Here is a 17,578-nt window from a genome sequence, read left to right on the forward strand (position 1 = left end):
AATGTCCTACCCCGCGAGCGGGCGGGCGGGCGTCTATTGGGCGATGACTTCGAAGTTGTCCCCCGTGTTGCGTGTCCTTCAGGAGATCTCGCATCTCCACGTGTTGCGCGACGTCGAGCTCGTCTTTGCTCCGGCGGGCCAGGTGATGGAAACCGGCGGCCCGTTCGAATCGCGCATCGAGGCCTGCAAGCGAGAACTCCGCCGCCTGACCGTCGGGGCCACCGCCGAAGACCTGGCCTGCCTCCGCCTGGAGCGGGCGCTGTTCCTGCGCCTGCTCCTTGCCAGCGCTGGCGTGCGGCTGGCCGCTTGGAAATGTGCGTCCGAATGGCAGCCGTTGCGGCGCTCGCAGCTGCAGGAATCACTCTCGCATGACGCCGAGCAGCGTGAACTGGGCGTGCTCGTGAAGGCGATGGACGGGCCGGAGTTCGCGCACTATGTGTGCCAGGCCGCACGGCGGGCCTGCGTCGGCTGAAGTCGATCAGGCGGCGAGCGCGCCCAGCCCGCTGGCCGGCCAGGGCCGAACGCCCTCCCAGTGTCCGCTGTCCGCCTGCTGGACCAGCGTGGCCAGCAGCAGGTTCTTGGTCGCCAGCAACTGCGGAGATTGAGGCGCGTCGACGGCGGTGGCCACCGTGATCGGACGGGTCAGCGTCGGGTTGACCAGCCGCCCCACCGGCAGTTCCTGAGGTCGCGAGCCCCCCAGCATGGACAGCGGCAGGATCGTGGCGCCCAGCCCGGCGCGCATCAGATGCACCATGGTGTAGGGCGAGGACACCTCCGTGACCACCTGCGGTACCACGCCGCGGTTGGCACAGGCGCGGTCGAACAAGGTGCGCAGGCTGTTGGGCCGGGCCGGCATGATCAGCCGCGCACCGTCCATCCGTTCGAGGTCGACGTCGCCGGAAGCGCCCGGCAGGCCCACCACGAACAGGTCTTCCTGCAGCACCTGCACCAGCTGCATGCCGGCCGCCGAGTAGTCGCCGAGCAGCACCGCGACGTCGATGCGCCCGCGCAGGAGCATGGCGCCGATGTCTGCCCCCGGCGGCTCCAGCAGTTCGAGGGTGATGGCCGGGTAGCGCTCACGGATCTGGTTCAGGAGCGGCACGGCGATCATGGTCGCGGCACTGGCGGCAGTGCCGATCACGACGCGGCCGGACGGCATCGCGGCCTGCTCCTGGCCGATGCCGCGCAGGCCCTCGAGCATCTTGAGCGTTTCGCGGGCGCGGCGGCCGAACTCCAGGCCGATCGCGGTCGGCACCACGCCGCGCGAACTGCGGGCCAGCAACTGGCAGCCCGCCAGGTCTTCCAGCTGCCGCATCTGCACGCTGAGCGCAGGCTGCGCGACGTGCAGGATCTCGGCTGCACGCGCGATGCTGCCGACCTCGATGACAGAGAGGAAATTCTTCAGGCGGCGCGCATCCATGGGAGCGCTATCGTAATTCGCGATAGCCCTAGCTTGAACCCGTATTTCCCCCTGGCCGGCTCGCTCACTAGCATGCAGTGCGATGAAAGACACGGATGCGGAGACGAGCCCGGGCTGGCAGCCCCTGAAAGGCATGCGGGTACTCGAACTCGCGCAGATCATGGCGGGTCCGGTGGCGGGCCTGATGCTTGCGGACCTGGGCGCCGACGTGATCAAGGTGGAGAAGTTCCCTGGCGGCGACGACGCGCGCAGCTTCAACAGCAAGGGCGCGGCCGACATGCCGGCCTCGTTCGAGGTCCTGAACCGCGGCAAGCGCTCGATCGCGATCAACCTGAAGACGCCCCAGGGGCGCGAATCGCTGCGACGCATGGTCGCGCAGGCCGACGTGCTCACGGAGAACTTCCGCCCCGGCACCATGGAATCGCTGGGGCTGGGCGTCGCCGAACTGCACGCCATCAATCCCCGGCTGATCTACTGCAGCATCACCGGCTACGGCAGCCGGGGACCGCTGGCCGAGCGAGGCGGCTTCGACCTGATCCTGCAGGCCTTCTGCGGCCTCATCAGCGTGACCGGCGAGCCCGGGCGCCCCGGCGTGAAGCCCGGTGTGTCCATCGCCGACGTCAATGCCGGCATCCTGGGCGCGATGGGCGTGCTGGGCGCCTACGTGCACGTGCTGCGCACCGGGATCGGCCAGCACGTGGAAACCTCGCTGCTGCAAGCCTCCATGCAGCAGCTGTACTGGTATGCCGCCCTGTTCTTCTCGGGCGAGCCGCTGCCGCAGCGACTGGGCACGGCCCATCCGGTGGCGGCGCCCTACCAGACCTTCGGCTGCGCCGACGGCGAGATCGCGATCGGCGGCGCCAACGACACCAACTGGGCTCGCATCACCGACGTGGTGGGCCACCCGGAGTGGTGCGACGACCCGCGCTTCAGCACCGCGCGCGCCCGCCTCCAGAACCGCGAGGCGCTTACCGAGTGCCTGAACGCGGCGCTGGCCGGCCACAGCCGGGCGCACTGGGAAGCGCTGCTCAGCGCCGCCGGGGTGCCCGTCGGCCCGGTCCAGACGGTCGGCGAAGCGCTGTCCCACCCGCAGGCGCGCGCCATGGACATGGTGGTGGACGCGCAGACAGCCGACGGCGGACAACGACCGATGATCGGCCTTCCGCTTCACTTCAGCGGCCGCAACGCGCCGGCCACGACTGCCGCGCCGCGGCTCGGTGAGCACTCCGGTCGCGTGCTGGAGGAGTTCGGCTTCTCTGCCGCGGAGATCCGGGCACTGTTAGAACAACGATGCATATTGCAATCCGGCGCGGCCGGCCCATGACACCAGGCAAGACGATGACCCAGCCCGAAGAAAAAACCCTTCCCTTGCTGCACGATGCGGTTGTCCCCATCGAGATGATGCTGGCGACGGTCGCCAAGACCCTCTGTTCGGCGGTGTTCGTGTCCGGGCGCACGCCGGAGGAGGCCATCGGCCACAGCTGCCTGTGGTCGCTGAAGGCGCAGCTGCTGCCCGAAGTGCTGCAGAAGCACGCCCGCTGGCAGGTCGATCGCGAGCGCACCCGGGTCGATGTGTCCATCGAACTCGACCCCGCCACGGTGGACGACCTGATCGCGGGGCACCGCGCGGCGCATCCGGGCTTCGAGGCCGACTGGGCGGCCGAAGGCAGGCGCCTCGCCGCCCTGCGCAGCGTCACGCGCTCGGCCGTCTTCACGGGCGGACAGGGCAGCATCATCCTGCCGCGCGACGGCGAACTGCGGCTTCACTTCGAGCCGCGCGAGGTCCGGCGCGGGCCGGCCTCGAGTGCCGGCTGGCCGGGCGGCGAGGCCGCTGCCACCGACCCGGCCGTGCAAGCCACCCGCAGCGCGATCGCGAAGACGCTCGACGCTGCCTTCGCCGACCCCGATGCGTACCATGCCGCGGTGCTCGTCGTGCATCGCGGCCAGATCGTCGGTGAGCGCTACCGCGCCGGCGTCGGCCCGGACAGTCCGCTTGAAAGCTGGTCGATGGGCAAGAGCACCATGGGCACCCTGATCGGCATGCTGATCGGACAGGGCCACCTGCAGCTCGACGCGCGGGCGCCGATCGCCGCCTGGGACACAGCGGGCGACCCCCGCCGGGAGATCACGCTGCGCCACCTGCTGAACATGGCCAGCGGCCTGCGCTGCACGGGGCAGGACGACACGCGCGACACCTGGCGCTACGGCTTGCCGGAACATTTCCTGCCCTACGCCGAGTCGCTCGATGTCGCCGAATGGGCCACCGAGCGGCCACCGGAGTTCGCGCCCGCCACCGTCGGCCGCTACCGCAACTGCGATCCGCTCAGCCTGGCGAAGATCTTCCGCGACACGGTGCTGCGGCTCGGGGCCGATCCGCTCAGCTGGCCGCAGACCGAACTGTTCGACCGCATCGGCATGCAGGGCTTCGTGCTGGAGACCGACCGCTGGGGCCACTTCATCATCAGCGGCTTCGACTACGGCACGGCCCGCGACTGGGCGCGGCTGGGGCTGCTGTACCTGCGCGACGGCTTGTGGGACGGCCAGCGTGTGCTGCCTGAAGGCTGGGTCGAGTTCGCGACCGCGCCGGCCCCCGGCTGGCAGAACCGCGAGTACGGCGCGCAGATCTGGCTGAACAGCATGAAGGAGATCGCGCTGCCCGCAGACACCTACTACTTCGCCGGCGGCGGCGGCCAGTACGTGTTCGTCGTGCCGTCGCTGGACCTCGTGATAGTCCGCATGGGCCACACCCGCGGCTGGGAGCAGGCAAAAGACAAGGTCAACGAGATGCTGCAGGGGGTGACCAAGGCACTCGCGCACGACAGCCGGAGGGCGTCTTGACGAACGCGCATTTCCCGCCACGCGGGGACTGGAATGCCGTACAGCCCGAGGCGACCGGCATGTCGGCCGCGGCGCTCGACGCAGCGGTCGACTTCGCGCAGGCGCACGACTCCACCTGGCCCTACAGCCTGTTCCTGGAGGACGGCCGCTACATCGGCACCGCCTACGTCGGCGACAAGCCGCCGCACGACCAGCCGATCGGTATCGTGCGCCCACGTGGAGGCCCGGCCGGGGTGGTGGTCCGCGGCGGCCGCATCGTGGCCAGATGGGGCGATATCGCGCGCGCCGATACCACGTACTCGGCGGCCAAGAGCTACATCGGCCTGATGGCGGGCATCGCCTGCGACGACGGGCTGATCCGCTCGCTCGACGATCGCGTGGCCGACTACGCGCTGGACGACGGCTTCGCGAGCGCGCACAACCGGGCGGTCAGCTGGCGCCACCTGCTGCAGCAGACCAGCGAATGGCAGGGCAGCGTCTGGGGCAAGCCCGACAGCGTGGACCACAACCGCCAGGCGGGCTCGCACGCCGCCGACAACAGCGACAAGGGCACGCTGCGCGAACTCGAGCCGCCCGGCACGCGCTGGGAATACAACGACGTGCGTGTGAACCGGCTTGCACTGTGCCTGACGCAGCTGTTCCGCCGCTCGCTGCACGACGTGCTGCGCGAACGGGTGATGGACCCGATCGGCGCCTCGTCCGGCTGGGAATGGCGAGGCTACGACAATGCGCGGCTGTGTCTCGACGGCCGCTCGGTGGAATCGGTCTCCGGCGGCGGGCACTGGGGCGGCGGCCTGTTCATCTCGGCCCTGGACCATGCGCGCGTCGGCCTGCTGCTGCAGCGCGGCGGCCAGTGGGAAGGGCGCCAGCTGATCTCGCGCCGCTATCTGGACGAGCTCGCGCGGCCATCAGCGGCCAACCCGCAGTACGGCTTCATGTGGTGGCTCAACACCGGCGGCCAGCTCTTTCCGTCGGCGCCCGCGGACGGCGTGTTCGCCCTGGGCGGCGGCCAGCACATCGTATGGAGCGCCCCCTCGCTCGACCTCGTCGCCGTGATGCGCTGGGTCGACAAACCCCATTGCGACGCGCTGCTCGGGCGCATCGCCGCGGCCTGCGGCTGAGCGCGCCGGAGCCCGCAACACGCAATACGAACGGAGACCCACCATGACCCGCAGAAGAGATTTCCATCGGATGGCGCTGGCAGGCGCGGCAGCGGCGCTGGGAGGCCCGGTGCTCGCCCAGCCCAAGCCGCGCAGCGGCGGCACGCTCACCTATGCGGCAGGGTCCGCCACCCAGACGCTCGATCCGCAATTCATCACCGACGTGACCACCTTCCGTGCCGTCGGCACGATGTACGAGGCGCTGTTGAGACAGGACGAGAACGGCAAGGTCGGCCCCGGCCTGGCGCTGTCATGGACGGTGTCGCCGGACAAGCGCAGCTGGACCTTCAAGCTCCGGCCCGGCGTGAGCTTCCACGACGGTTCGCCCTGCAATGCCCAGGCCGTGAAGTTCACCTACGACCGCATCCTGAACCCCGCCACGGGCTCGCCGCGCCGCAGCACGCTGGCCATGGTCGAGTCCACCGAAGTGGTCGACGACCTCACGTTCCGGCTTACCACCAAGGAGCCGTTCGCGCCGCTGCTGGCGCAGCTGAGCGCCTACAACGTCTACATCCTGAGCCCCACCCACGTGCAGAAGCAGGGCGCCAACTTCAGCAAGACCGCCTCCGGAACCGGTCCCTTCAAGCTGCAAAGCTGGCAGCCCGGCGAGAAGCTGGTGGTGGTGCGCAACGACAAGTACTGGGGCGACAAGCCCTTGCTCGATTCGGTGGTGTTCACCGTGGTGCCCGAAGACTCGGCGCGCACGCTGATGCTGCTGAGCGGCCAGGCCGACGCCATCTCCGAGCTGCCCTACGTGATGGTCAAGAAGCTGTCCTCGCTGGAAGCGGTGCGCGTGATCCGCAAGCCCGGCTACCGGACGATCTATCTGGGCATGAACCTGGCGGTCGCGCCGTTCAACGATCTGCGCGTGCGGCAGGCGGTCGGCCATGCCATCAACAAGCAGGCGCTGGTGCAGGGCGTGCTGAGCGGCATCGGCACGCTGGGCGGGTCGCTGGAGTCGTCGGTGATCGACGGCACCGCCAAGGAACTGCAGCCGTATCCGTACGACCCCGCCAAGGCCAAGAAGCTGCTGGCCGACGCCGGTTTCGCGAATGGCTTCAGCACCGACTTCATGGTCACCACGGGCCGTTACAACATGGACCGGCAGGTGGGCGAGGCGATCCAGGGCCAGTTGGCCGCGGTCGGCATCAAGGCGAACATCCAGTCGCCGGAGTTCGGTGCCTATCTGGCGGCGCTGAACAAGGGCAAGGTGCCGATGTTCATGAGCGGCAAGGGCAGCCCGACGGGCGACATGGACTTCACCCAGGAGCTGCTGATGCACAGCACGGGAAAGATGAACTACTTCGGCTTCAAGAATCCGGAAGTGGACAAGCTGATCCAGCAGCAGCGCGTCGCGATCGAACCGAAGGAGCGCCAGCGCGTGCTCGCCGAGCTGCAGAAGAAGGTGTACGACGAGGAGCCGATCATCGCCCTCTACTACGAGGACCAGGTGTGGGCGACGCGCTCCAACGTCCAGGACGTCAAGGTGTACGTCAACGAGTTCGTCGACTTCAGCAAGGCCTGGAAGGCGTGAGGGCCGGCTGAGGTGCTGCGCTTCCTGATCCACCGCCTGCTGCAGGCCGTGCCGGTGCTGGTCGGCGTGTCGGTCGCCGTCTTCCTGATGGTCCACCTGATCCCGGGCGACCCGGCCGAACTGGTGGCCGGCCAGATGGCCACCCGCGAGGACGTGGAGAACGTGCGCCACGCGCTCGGCCTCGATCGGCCCCTGCTGGAGCAGTACCTGCACTTCGCGGGCCGGGCGCTCACCGGCGACTTCGGCAACTCCTTCCGGACCGGCCGCCCGGTGAGCGAGGAGATCCTGGCGCGCTACGGCAACACGCTGCTGCTGGGGACGGTGGCGCTGCTCATCGCCGCCGTCGTCGGCGGCCTGGCGGGCATCCTGGCAGCGGTGAAGCGCTTCTCGTGGATCGACAACCTGGCGCTGGTGTTCTCCATCCTGGCGATCTCCACGCCGGCCTTCTCGCTCGGCCTGCTGCTGATCCTGGTCTTCGCCGTCTGGAACGGGATGCTGCCGATGAGCGGCTTCGACTCCTGGCAGGCCATCATCCTGCCGGCCATCACGCTGTCCGCCGCCAGCGTCGCCGTCATCTGCCGCATCATGCGCAGCAGCCTGGTCGAAGTGCTGGACAAGCAGTACGTGCGGACCGCGCGCGCCAAGGGCCTGCGCGAGCACCTGGTGATCTGGCGCCACGGCGTGCGGAACGCCCTGATCCCGGTGGTCACCATCGCCGGCCTGCAACTGGGCTACCTGCTCGGCTCGGCGGTGGTCACCGAGACGGTGTTCGCCTGGCCGGGGTTGGGCCGGCTGCTGGTGCAGTCGATCCTGGCGCGCGACTTTCCGGTGGTCCAGGCCTCGGTGCTGGTGGTGGCGGTCACCTTCATCGCGGTGAACATCGCCACCGACCTGCTGTACGCCGTGCTCGACCCGAGGATCTCGGCGCAATGAGCAGCCTGCCCGCACCTTCGGCCTCCGTGGCTGCCGAAAGCCCGTCGTCCCGCCGTGACGGCTGGCGCGCGCATTGGCGGCTGTTCCGGCGCTCCCGCATGGCGCTGCCCGGACTGCTGCTGTTCTCGGTGTTCGTGCTGGCCGGGTTGCTGGCACCGGTGCTCGCGCCCTGGAGCCCGTACGACAACGACCTTGCCAACGTCATGGCGACCCCCTCGGCCGCACATTGGTTCGGCACCGACGAACTGGGCCGCGACATCTTCACGCGCATCCTCTACGGCGCCCGCATTTCGCTGGTGGAAGGCGTGCTGTCGGTGGTGATCGCCGCGGCCATCGGTGTTCCGGTCGGCCTGCTGTCCGGCTATGCGGGCAAGCGGGTGGACGCCACGATCATGCGGCTGGTCGACATCCTGATGGCGTTTCCGGGCGTGCTGCTGGCCATCGTGATCATCAGCATCCTCGGCCCCAGCCTGACCAACGCGATCCTGGCGGTGGCGATCTACACGGTGCCGATCTTCGCCCGCTTCGCCCGCGGCCAGACGCTGGCCGTGAAGGAAGAACCCTACATCGAGGCCTGCCGCGCCATGGGCATGAGCAACTTCCGTCTGCTGGCGCGCCACGTGTTCCCCAACATCGCCGCCACCCTGATGGCGCTGGCGACGCTGCGGGTGGGCATCAACATCCTCACCTGCGCGAGCCTCAGCTTCCTCGGCCTCGGCGCCCAGGCGCCGCTGCCCGAGTGGGGGGCGATGCTGGCCAGCAGCCGGACCACGCTGCTGATCGCGCCGCACCTGGCGCTGTTCCCGGGGGTGGCGATCCTGTTGCTGGTGTTCGGCCTCAACCTGTTCCAGGACGGCCTGCAGGTCGTGCTGGACCCGAAATCGCGAGGGCGCTCATGAATTCACCACTTGCCGCGCCGCTGCTGGCCATCGGAGGCCTGCGCACGGTGTTTGCGACCGACGACGGCGAAGTGGCCGCGGTCGACGGCGTCGACATCGCGGTGCAGCGGGGCCGGACCCTGGGCATCGTGGGCGAGAGCGGCTGCGGCAAGTCGATGCTGTCGCTGTCGGTCATGGGCCTCGTGCCGGCGCCGGGCCGCATTGCCTCGGGCCGCATCGTGTTCGACGGCGAGGACCTGGCGGGGCTTCCGGCCGAGCGCCTGCGGACGCTGCGCGGCAAACGCATCGCCATGGTGTTCCAGGAACCGATGACCAGTCTGAACCCGGTCTACACGGTGGGCTTCCAGATCGTCGAGGCGATGCGGGTGCACGATCCCCGCACGCCCTACAGGGAACTGCGATCGCGCGCGATCGCCGCGCTCGAGCGCGTGCGCATCGCGGCGCCGGCGCAGCGCTTCGACGCCTATCCGCATCAGCTCTCGGGCGGCATGCGCCAGCGCGTGATGATCGCGATGGCGCTCGCCTGCTCGCCCGACCTCCTGATCGCCGACGAGCCGACCACGGCGCTGGACGTGACCGTGCAGGCGCAGGTGCTGGACTTGCTGCGGGATATCCAGCGCGACACCGGCATGGCCATCGTCCTGATCACGCACGACCTCGGGGTCGTGGCGGGGATGGCCGACGAGGTGGCGGTGATGTATGCCGGCCGGGTGGTGGAGCGGGCGCCGGTTGCCGATATCTTCAACGACCCGCAGCATCCCTACACGCTGGGACTGCTGGGCAGCATGCCTCGCATCGAGGAGGAGCGCGACCGGCTGCTGGTCATCGAAGGCAGCCTGCCGCCGCCGGGACGGGCGCCGACAGGCTGCCGCTTCCACCCGCGCTGCGTTTTCGCCACGCACGCCTGCACGCTCCAGGACCCGCCGCTGCTCGCCTTCGGGCCGCGGCATGGCGCAGCCTGCATCCATGCGCCGGTGGAGCGATTCAGCATGCAGCGCACGACCGAGGAGGCGGCATGAGCGCCGGGTCGGTGCCGGCGCCGGGCGAGGGCGGCACGCCGCTGCTCGCCGTCGAGGGCCTGAGCAAGCAGTTTGCGGCCCGTGGCCAGTTCGGCGCGGCGCGCGCGCCGGTGCGGGCGGTGGACGGTGTCAGCTTCACGGTGATGGCTGGCGAGACGCTGGCGCTGGTGGGCGAGAGCGGATCGGGCAAATCCACGACCGCGCGCCTGGTGCTGCGCCTGATCGAGCCGTCCGCGGGGAGGGTGCTGTTCGAAGGCAAGGACATCACCGCCGCGTCGCAGCGATCGCTGCGGCCCCTGCGCCAGCGCATGCAGATGGTGTTCCAGGATCCGTTCGCGTCGCTCGACCCGCGACTGACCGTGCGGCAGACGCTGGAAGAGCCGTTGATCGTGCATGGCATTGGCAACGCCGCCGAACGCCGGGTCCGGGTCGACGAGATGCTGGCGCTGGTGGGCCTGGGCGCCCACTACGCCGAACGCCACACCCACGCATTCTCGGGCGGCCAGCGGCAGCGCATCGGCATCGCCCGCGCGCTGATGGTGCACCCGGACCTGGTGGTCTGCGACGAGCCGGTGTCGGCGCTGGACGTGTCGATCCAGGCGCAGGTCATCAACCTGCTCAAGGACCTGCAGGCGCGGCTGCGCCTGACCTATCTCTTCATTGCGCACGACCTGGCCGTGGTGAAGCACATGGCGGATCGCGTGGCCGTCATGTACCTGGGCCAACTGGTCGAACTCGCGCCCAAGAACGCGTTGTTCGCCAATCCGCGGCATCCCTACACGCGCATGCTGCTGGACGCCATCCCGCGCCCACAGCCCGGCCAGCCCGTGCGCCACCAGCGCCTGCCGGAGGGCGAGTCGGCCGGCGCTGCCGGCGTCTCGGCGGGATGCCGTTTCCATCCGCGCTGCCCGTTCGCCCTCGAACGCTGTCTCGTGGAGGAGCCCGCCCTGGAGGCGGCCGGGCCCGGACGGGTAGCGGCCTGCCATCGCAAGGACGAGTTGCCCGACTGGGAGCCGCTGGCTGGCGAGGCGCAGGGCAGCCTCGCCGCGATGCGGCTGGCGCTGTATGCGGCGCGCAAGGCGGAGTCGATGGCATGAGCCCTGCCATCCTCGTCGAGCGCGACGGCGCCATCGCCACCGTCGTCCTGAACCAGCCCGACAAGCTCAACGCGATGAACAAGGCGATGTGGGCCGGCCTGGCGGAGGCGATGCATACGCTGTCGGGCGACGACGCCGTGCGCTGCATCGTCGTGCGCGGCGCCGGCGGGAAGGCCTTCTGTCCCGGTGCCGACATCGCCGAGTTCGAGCACGAGCGCAGCAATGCCGTGCAGGCCGCCGACTACGGCCGCGTGATTCGCTCGGCGATCGATGCGATGTCGAACTGCCCGCAGCCGCTGGTGGCGCAGATCGACGGCGTGTGCGTCGGCGGCGGCTTGCTGATCGCGAGCCTGTGCGACATCCGCATCTGCGGCGAGGCCAGCCGCTTCGGCGTGCCCGTGCGCAATCTCGGGCTGGTGGAGGCCTACGCCGAGATGGCGCCGCTGGTGCGCCTGGCCGGCGCCGACGCCGCGCTCGAGATCCTGCTGGAAGGCCGCATCTTCGGCGCGGCCGAGGCGCGCGAGAAGCGGCTGGTCACCCGGGTGGTGCCGGACTCGGACGTGGCCATGGCAGCGCGCGCCTCGGCCAGCCGCATTGCAGAGGGCGCGCCGCTGGTGGCGCGCTGGCACAAGAAGTTCGCGCGTCGCCTGCAGGACCCGCGGCCGATCGACGAAGCCGAGGAAGCCGAGTGCTACGCATGCTTCGACACCGAGGACTTCCGCATCGGCTGGGCCGCGTTCCTGGCCAAACGAAAGCCGCGGTTCATGGGGCGCTAGAGAAGATCCGCCGCAGCCGGGCGAAAATCGGCGCCTTTCCGATTTTCCAAGCTCTCGTGGCATCCAACGAACTCAAGGGCTTCATCCTCACTCGCCGCTGGCGAGACGCCCCGGCCGGCACCGAAATCGAGTATTGGCTGGCGACCGACGCCGGGCCGATGAAAGTGGTCCTGACCGCCCGCACCTCGGTCGCATTCGTCGAAAGCCGGCACCGGCCCGCGCTGGACGCGCAGCTCGCAGCCATGCCGGGCCTGCAGGTGCGCGAACTCGGGTTGAAGACCTTCGGGCAGGGACCCGTCGTCGGTGTCTATGCCAAGCACTTCCGCCAGCTCGGCCAGCTGGCACGGGCGCTCCAGGCGCAGAACATTCCACTGCTCGAAGCCGATGTGCGTCCGCACGACCGCTACCTGATGGAGCGATTCATCACCGCGGGCGTGCGGGTGGAAGGAGGGCGCAGGGACGGAGCCACCATCGTCGACTGCAGACTCGGGCCGGCGCCCGACTTCCGGCCGGTGCTGAAGGTGGTGTCGCTGGACATCGAGACCAGCCGGCACGAGGCGCTCTACTCCATCGCGCTGGACGCAACCGCAGACCGGGTCGTCTTCATGCTGGGCGAGCCGCCGCCCGAGCCGGCGCAGCCCGATGGCTTCTCGCTCGTCTATTGCCCGACCCGCAAGGACATGATCGAGCGCTTGAACGACTGGTTCGAGAGGAACGACCCCGACGTCATCATCGGCTGGAACGTCATCCAGTTCGATCTCCGCGTGCTTCAGAAGACAGCCGACGACTGCGGGGCGCAGCTGCTACTGGGGCGCGAGCGCCGGCCCTTCGAGTGGCGCACCCATCCGGGCCGACAGGGCTATCTGTTCGCGCCGACACCCGGTCGCATCGTCATCGACGGCATCGACGCGCTCAAGGCCGCGGTGTGGAGCTTTCCGTCCTTCAGCCTCGAGACCGTCTCGCAAGCGATGCTGGGCGAGGGCAAGGCCATCGGGGACGCGTACGACAAGATGGCCGAGATCGAGCGCCGCTACCAGGAGGACAAGCCCGCGCTGGCCACCTACAACATCCGCGACTGCGAACTGGTGCTGCGCATCTTCGAGAAGGCGAAGCTGCTGCAGTTTGTGCTGGAACGGGCCCACACGACCGGCCTGCAGGCCGACAAGTTCGGGGGCTCCATCGCCGCGTTCAGCCATCACTATCTGCCGCGCATGCATCGCCTGGGCTACGTGGCGCCGGGCGTGGGCGAGATTCCGAGCAAGGCCTTCCCTGGCGGCTACGTGATGGACTCGAAGCCGGGGTTCTACGACTCCGTCGTGGTGCTGGACTACAAGAGCCTCTACCCCTCGATCATCCGGACCTTTCTCGTCGACCCGGTGGGCTTCATCGAGGGGTCGAACGCCTCGGACCCGACGCGGGTCGTCCAGGGACCGGGAGGGACCGTCTTCTCGCGCGAGCAGCATTGCCTGCCGGAGATCGTGACCACGCTGTGGCGCGCCAGGGACGAGGCCAAGCGGGCCAGGAACGAGCCCTTGTCGCAGGCCCTGAAGCTGCTCATGAATTCCTTCGCCGGGGTGCTGGGTGCGGCCGAGTGCCGCTTCTTCAATCCCAAGCTCGTATCCGCCGTGACCTTGCGCGGGCACGAGATGATGAAGCTCACGCGCCAATTCGTGGAAGGCCGGGGCTACGAGGCCATCTACGGCGACACCGACTCCATCTTCATCTGGCTGCGGCGCACCCGCACCAACGAAGAGGCGCACGCCATCGCGGCCGACCTGGCGAGAGACATCAACGCCTGGTGGACGCGCACCCTCCGCGAGGAGCAGGGTCTGGAGAACTTCCTCGAGATCGAGTTCGACACGCACTACAAGAAGTTCTTCATGCCCACCATTCGCGGCTCGGACGTGGGCAGCAAGAAGCGCTATGCCGGCCTCAGCGCGGACGCCGGGGGCAAGGAGGAGATGGTCTACCGCGGCCTCGAGATGGCCCGCAGCGACTGGACCCCGCTGGCGCGCCAGTTCCAGGAGGGCCTGCTCTCGCGCATCTTCCACGGCGAGCCCCATCAGGCGTTCGTGGCCGGCTATGCACAGTCGATGCTGGCGGGCAGGATGGACGACCTGCTCGTCTACCGCAAGCGCCTGCGGCATCGCCTCGATGCCTACCAGGTCAACGTGCCGCCGCAGGTCCGCGCTGCCCGGATGGCCGACGAGCACAACGATCGGGTCGACCGCCCCAGGCAATACCAGGACGGCGGCTGGATCGAATACGTCATGACCCTGAACGGGCCGGAGCCCATGGAAGCGCGCCGCTCGCGCATCGACTACGAGCACTACCTGAGCAAGCAGCTGCAGCCGATCGGCGATGCCATCCTGCAGCCTATGGGGGAGAGCTTCGTGGGGTTGACGACATTGCAGCGAGGTCTGTTCTAGGCCTCCTCCGGCTCGACGCCGCCCTGCAGGTCATCCACCCGCTGCATGTTCTCGAGGATCCGCAGCAGGTAGTGCAGCGTGTGCGTGATGTCGTTGACCGAGAAGTCGCCGATCACCTGCTCGTAGTAATCGTGGATCTTCGGCAGCGCCTCCTGCTGCCACACCTGCAGGCCTGAAGGCGTCATGGAGACCAGCCGCGACCGGCGGTCTCGGCCGTCGGGCGCCATCCGCAGGCGGCCGTCGCGCTCCATGCGGCTGAGCAGTCCCGACAGCGCCTGCCGGCTCACCTTGAGGTAGCGGGCCAGGTCGCCCACGCTCATCCCCTCGCCGGCCTCGGGCCGCGACAGCGCACCCAGTACCGCCCATTGCTGCGTCGTGAGGCCTTCGGCCTCGACGGCCTTGGTGCCTGTTTTATGCAACATGTTTGCACATTGGTACAGCCGGAAGAACACCCGGTTCGCCAGCGCCATGCGCGCCGGGTCCGCTGATTGATTAGGGATAACCATGATTCATCTCTGAAAGTTCGATTTGACAGGCGAGTCGATCTGCCCATAATACGTAAACATGTTGTCGTAATGGCGCGAAACCCCTCGAGATTGGCGCCCACGATAGCAAGCTTCGCAACCCATGGAGACCCAGATGCAGACATTCAATGAAAAGACCGTCGTGATCACCGGCGGCGGCGGCGGCATCGGCGGCGCGACCAGCCGCCGCTTTGGCCGCCAGGGCGCACGCGTCGCGGTGTTCGACCTGAACCCGGAGGCCGCCGAAAAGGTGGCTGCGCAGATCCGCGCCGAGGGCGGCCAGGCCGAGGCCTTTCGCTGCGACATCACCGACCGCGCGAGCGTCGACGCCGCGGTCGCCGCCACGCTCGAGCGCTTCGGCCCGATCGACGTGCTGGTCAACAACGCCGGCTGGGACGTGTTCAAGCCCTTCACCAAGACCGAGCCGGCGCAGTGGGACAAGCTGATCGCCATCAACCTGACCGGTGCCCTGCACATGCACCACGCGGTGCTGCCCGGCATGGCGGCGCGCAAGGCGGGGCGGATCGTCAACATCGCCTCCGACGCGGCGCGGGTCGGCTCCTCGGGCGAAGCGGTGTACGCGGCCTGCAAAGGCGGCCTGGTGGCGTTCTCGAAGACCATCGCGCGCGAGCACGCCCGCCACGGCATCACGGTCAACGTGGTGTGCCCGGGCCCGACCGACACCGCGCTGTTCGCCGACTACAAGGAAGGCGCCGGCAATCCCGAGAAGCTGATGGAAGCCTTCACGCGCTCGATCCCGCTGGGCCGCATCGGCCAGCCGGACGACCTGCCGGGCGCCATCCTGTTCTTCGCCAGCGACGACGCGGCCTACGTCACGGGCCAGGTCCTGAGCGTCTCGGGCGGACTGACCATGAACGGCTGATGCCGCTCCCCGACCCCTCTCACTGAAAGAACATCATGGAATTCGAAGACATCCTCTACGAAGTGCGCAACGGCGTGGCCTGGATCACGATCAACCGGCCCGAGAAGATGAACGCCTTTCGCGGCCAGACCTGCGACGAGATCATCCGGGCGCTCAACCGCGCCGGCTACGACCGCGAGGTCGGCGCCATCGTGCTGACCGGCGCCGGCGAGAAGGCCTTCTGCACCGGCGGCGACCAGTCCGCGCACAACGGCAACTACGACGGCCGCGGCACCATCGGCCTGCCGATGGAAGAGCTGCACACCGCCATCCGCGACGTGCCCAAGCCGGTGATCGCGCGGGTGCAGGGCTTCGCCATCGGCGGCGGCAACGTGCTGTGCACCATCTGCGACCTGACCATCTGCTCCGAGAAGGCGATCTTCGGCCAGGTCGGCCCGAAGATGGGTTCGGTCGATCCGGGCTATGGCACCGCCTTCCTCGCACGCGTGGTCGGCGAGAAGAAGGCGCGCGAGATCTGGTACCTCAACAAGCGCTACTCGGGCCAGGAGGCCGTGGCCATGGGCCTGGCCAACATCTGCGTGCCACCCGAGAAGCTCGACGAGACCGTGCAGGAGTGGGCCGAGACCATCTGCGAGCGCAGCCCGACGGCCATCGCCATCGCCAAGCGCAGCTTCAACGCCGACACCGCGCACCAGAGCGGCATCGCCGGCCTGGGCATGTACGCGCTCAAGCTGTACTACGACACCGAAGAGTCGCGCGAAGGCGTCAAGGCGCTCGGCGAGCGGCGCAAGCCCGAGTTCCGCAAGTACGCCAAGTAGGCCCCGCGCCACCCAAGGAGACACCATGAATCCCTACATCGACGAGGATCTGGCGGCGCTGGGCGAGCATGCGCGCCGCTTCGCCAGCGGACGGGTCGCGCCGGGCTTTCTGGAGCGCGACAAGACACGCGTGCTCGACCGCGCGCTGATGCGGGAGATGGGCGAGATGGGATTCATCGCGCCCGAGCTGCCCGAGGTCCATGGCGGCCAGGGCCTGGGCGCGCTGGCGGCCGGCGTGATCCACGAGGAGATCGCGCGGGCCGACCTGAGCCTGAGCTACGTCAACCTGCTGGCCTCGCTCAACGGGCAGATCCTGGCCCATCACGGCCGGCCGGAAGTCGTCGCGCCCTGGCTGGCGAAGCTGACGCGGGGCGAGGCGCTGTTCGCGATCGCTCTCACCGAGCCGCGCGGTGGTTCCGATGCCGCCAACCTGCGCCTGCGCATCGAACGGGTCGGCGACGACTACGTCGTCAATGGCGAGAAGACTTCGATCTCCGCCGCCGACCAGGCCGATGCGGCGGTGGTGTTCGGCCGCACCGGATCGATCGAATCGGCGGCCCATGGGGTCACGGCGCTGTTGGTGCCGATGGACCTGCCGGGCATCACCCGCAACCGCTTCGACTGCCACGGCCAGCGCGCGATCGGGCGCGGATCGCTCTTCTTCGAGAACGTCCGGGTGCCGGCCAGCCACCGCCTGGGCGACGAGAACAAGGGCTTCGTGCAGGTCATGCAGGGCTTCGACTTCTCGCGTGCGCTGATCGGCCTGCAGGTGCTGGCCGTCGCCCGCGTGGCGCTGGAAGAGACCTGGGAGTACGTCGCGCAGCGCGAAGCCTTCGGCAAGCCGTTGTCGGCCTTCCAGGGCGTATCGCATCCGCTGGCGGATTTCGACACCCAGGTCGAGGCGGCTCGCCTGCTGTGCCTGCAGACGCTGTGGCTGAAAGACAGGGGCGCACCGCACACCGCCGAAGCCGCGATGTGCAAGTGGTGGGCGCCCAAGCTCGCCTACGACGCGATCCACCAATGCCTGCTGATGTTCGGCCATGGCGGCTACGACCGCGGCGCGATGGAACAGCGCCTGCGCGACGTGCTGGGCTTCCAGATCGGCGACGGCACGGCCCAGATCATGAAAACCATCATCGCCCGCACGCGCGCCGGACGGGAGTCCGTGCCTTCCTGAGACCTTGCGGGACAGATCAAGAAACTGCGCAGCAGTTTTTGCTCTGTCCTCAACCGATCAGAAGCCTTGCG

Annotated in this window: 16 protein-coding genes; 14 read left to right on the plus strand and 2 right to left on the minus strand. The window is 68.8% G+C overall.

Annotation, left to right across the window (positions count from 1 at the left end; all coding sequences use genetic code 11):
- The first annotated feature begins 1 nt into the window (after window position 1).
- Complete coding sequence (locus tag AC1DF3_RS24040) at window positions 2–472, plus strand: hypothetical protein (RefSeq protein ID WP_478141065.1); 471 nt, start codon at window positions 2–4, stop codon at window positions 470–472.
- Between the two features lie 6 nt (window positions 473–478).
- Here AC1DF3_RS24040 and AC1DF3_RS24045 read toward each other — a convergent pair whose 3' ends face one another.
- A complete protein-coding gene (locus AC1DF3_RS24045; protein WP_286536062.1) occupies window positions 479–1,420 on the minus strand; it encodes a LysR substrate-binding domain-containing protein in 942 nt (313 codons plus the stop codon).
- An 82-nt stretch (window positions 1,421–1,502) separates the two neighbouring features.
- Here AC1DF3_RS24045 and AC1DF3_RS24050 point away from each other — a divergent pair, with 82 nt between their 5' ends.
- From AC1DF3_RS24050 to AC1DF3_RS24095, 10 genes are read left to right on the plus strand one after another with little or no spacing between them, the layout of a single operon-like run.
- A complete protein-coding gene (locus tag AC1DF3_RS24050) occupies window positions 1,503–2,744 on the plus strand; it encodes a CaiB/BaiF CoA transferase family protein (protein WP_286536061.1) in 1,242 nt (413 codons plus the stop codon).
- Window positions 2,741–4,258: a serine hydrolase domain-containing protein gene (locus AC1DF3_RS24055; RefSeq protein WP_478141066.1), complete on the plus strand. Its 1,518-nt coding sequence runs from the start codon at window positions 2,741–2,743 to the stop codon at window positions 4,256–4,258. Before AC1DF3_RS24050 ends, AC1DF3_RS24055 begins: the two co-directional genes overlap by 4 nt.
- Entirely contained in the window at window positions 4,255–5,379 is a 1,125-nt protein-coding gene (locus AC1DF3_RS24060) for a serine hydrolase domain-containing protein (protein ID WP_478141067.1), read from the plus strand. The genes AC1DF3_RS24055 and AC1DF3_RS24060 overlap by 4 nt, the downstream gene beginning before the upstream one ends.
- Window positions 5,380–5,422: 43 nt before the next feature.
- Window positions 5,423–6,952, plus strand: coding sequence for an ABC transporter substrate-binding protein (locus AC1DF3_RS24065; protein WP_478141068.1), 1,530 nt, complete (start codon window positions 5,423–5,425; stop codon window positions 6,950–6,952).
- Window positions 6,953–6,964: 12 nt separating this feature from the next.
- Window positions 6,965–7,885, plus strand: coding sequence for an ABC transporter permease (locus tag AC1DF3_RS24070; protein ID WP_478141069.1), 921 nt, complete (start codon window positions 6,965–6,967; stop codon window positions 7,883–7,885).
- Window positions 7,882–8,784, plus strand: coding sequence for an ABC transporter permease (locus AC1DF3_RS24075; RefSeq protein ID WP_478141070.1), 903 nt, complete (start codon window positions 7,882–7,884; stop codon window positions 8,782–8,784). Before AC1DF3_RS24070 ends, AC1DF3_RS24075 begins: the two co-directional genes overlap by 4 nt.
- The gene (locus AC1DF3_RS24080; protein ID WP_478141071.1) at window positions 8,781–9,803 is read left to right on the plus strand and encodes an ABC transporter ATP-binding protein; all 1,023 of its coding nucleotides are present in this window, start codon (window positions 8,781–8,783) and stop codon (window positions 9,801–9,803) included. The genes AC1DF3_RS24075 and AC1DF3_RS24080 overlap by 4 nt, the downstream gene beginning before the upstream one ends.
- Complete coding sequence (locus AC1DF3_RS24085) at window positions 9,800–10,900, plus strand: ABC transporter ATP-binding protein (protein ID WP_478141072.1); 1,101 nt, start codon at window positions 9,800–9,802, stop codon at window positions 10,898–10,900. The genes AC1DF3_RS24080 and AC1DF3_RS24085 overlap by 4 nt, the downstream gene beginning before the upstream one ends.
- Window positions 10,897–11,676 carry an enoyl-CoA hydratase-related protein gene (locus tag AC1DF3_RS24090; protein ID WP_478141073.1) on the plus strand — a complete coding sequence of 260 codons (780 nt, stop codon included), beginning with the start codon at window positions 10,897–10,899 and terminating at the stop codon, window positions 11,674–11,676. The genes AC1DF3_RS24085 and AC1DF3_RS24090 overlap by 4 nt, the downstream gene beginning before the upstream one ends.
- A gap of 56 nt (window positions 11,677–11,732) precedes the next feature.
- Complete coding sequence (locus AC1DF3_RS24095) at window positions 11,733–14,105, plus strand: DNA polymerase II (protein ID WP_478141074.1); 2,373 nt, start codon at window positions 11,733–11,735, stop codon at window positions 14,103–14,105.
- On the opposite strand, the gene AC1DF3_RS24100 is transcribed toward AC1DF3_RS24095, so the two are convergent.
- Window positions 14,102–14,611 carry a MarR family winged helix-turn-helix transcriptional regulator gene (locus AC1DF3_RS24100; RefSeq protein WP_478141075.1) on the minus strand — a complete coding sequence of 170 codons (510 nt, stop codon included), beginning with the start codon at window positions 14,609–14,611 and terminating at the stop codon, window positions 14,102–14,104. The genes AC1DF3_RS24095 and AC1DF3_RS24100 overlap by 4 nt on opposite strands.
- A 133-nt stretch (window positions 14,612–14,744) precedes the next feature.
- On the opposite strand from AC1DF3_RS24100, the gene badH reads away from it, so the two are divergent.
- The 3 genes from badH to aliB are packed head-to-tail and all read left to right on the plus strand — an operon-like array spanning window position 14,745 to window position 17,507.
- Complete coding sequence (badH, locus tag AC1DF3_RS24105; RefSeq protein WP_286536045.1) at window positions 14,745–15,512, plus strand: 2-hydroxycyclohexanecarboxyl-CoA dehydrogenase; 768 nt, start codon at window positions 14,745–14,747, stop codon at window positions 15,510–15,512.
- Between the two features lie 35 nt (window positions 15,513–15,547).
- Window positions 15,548–16,330 (plus strand): 2-ketocyclohexanecarboxyl-CoA hydrolase, encoded by a 783-nt coding sequence (gene badI, locus AC1DF3_RS24110; protein WP_478141076.1) that lies wholly within the window; start codon window positions 15,548–15,550, stop codon window positions 16,328–16,330.
- Between the two features lie 25 nt (window positions 16,331–16,355).
- Window positions 16,356–17,507 (plus strand): cyclohexanecarboxyl-CoA dehydrogenase, encoded by a 1,152-nt coding sequence (gene aliB / locus AC1DF3_RS24115; RefSeq protein WP_478141077.1) that lies wholly within the window; start codon window positions 16,356–16,358, stop codon window positions 17,505–17,507.
- The last annotated feature ends 71 nt before the right edge of the window (window positions 17,508–17,578 follow it).

It is taken from the genome of Variovorax sp. 10N432, assembly GCF_056394465.1.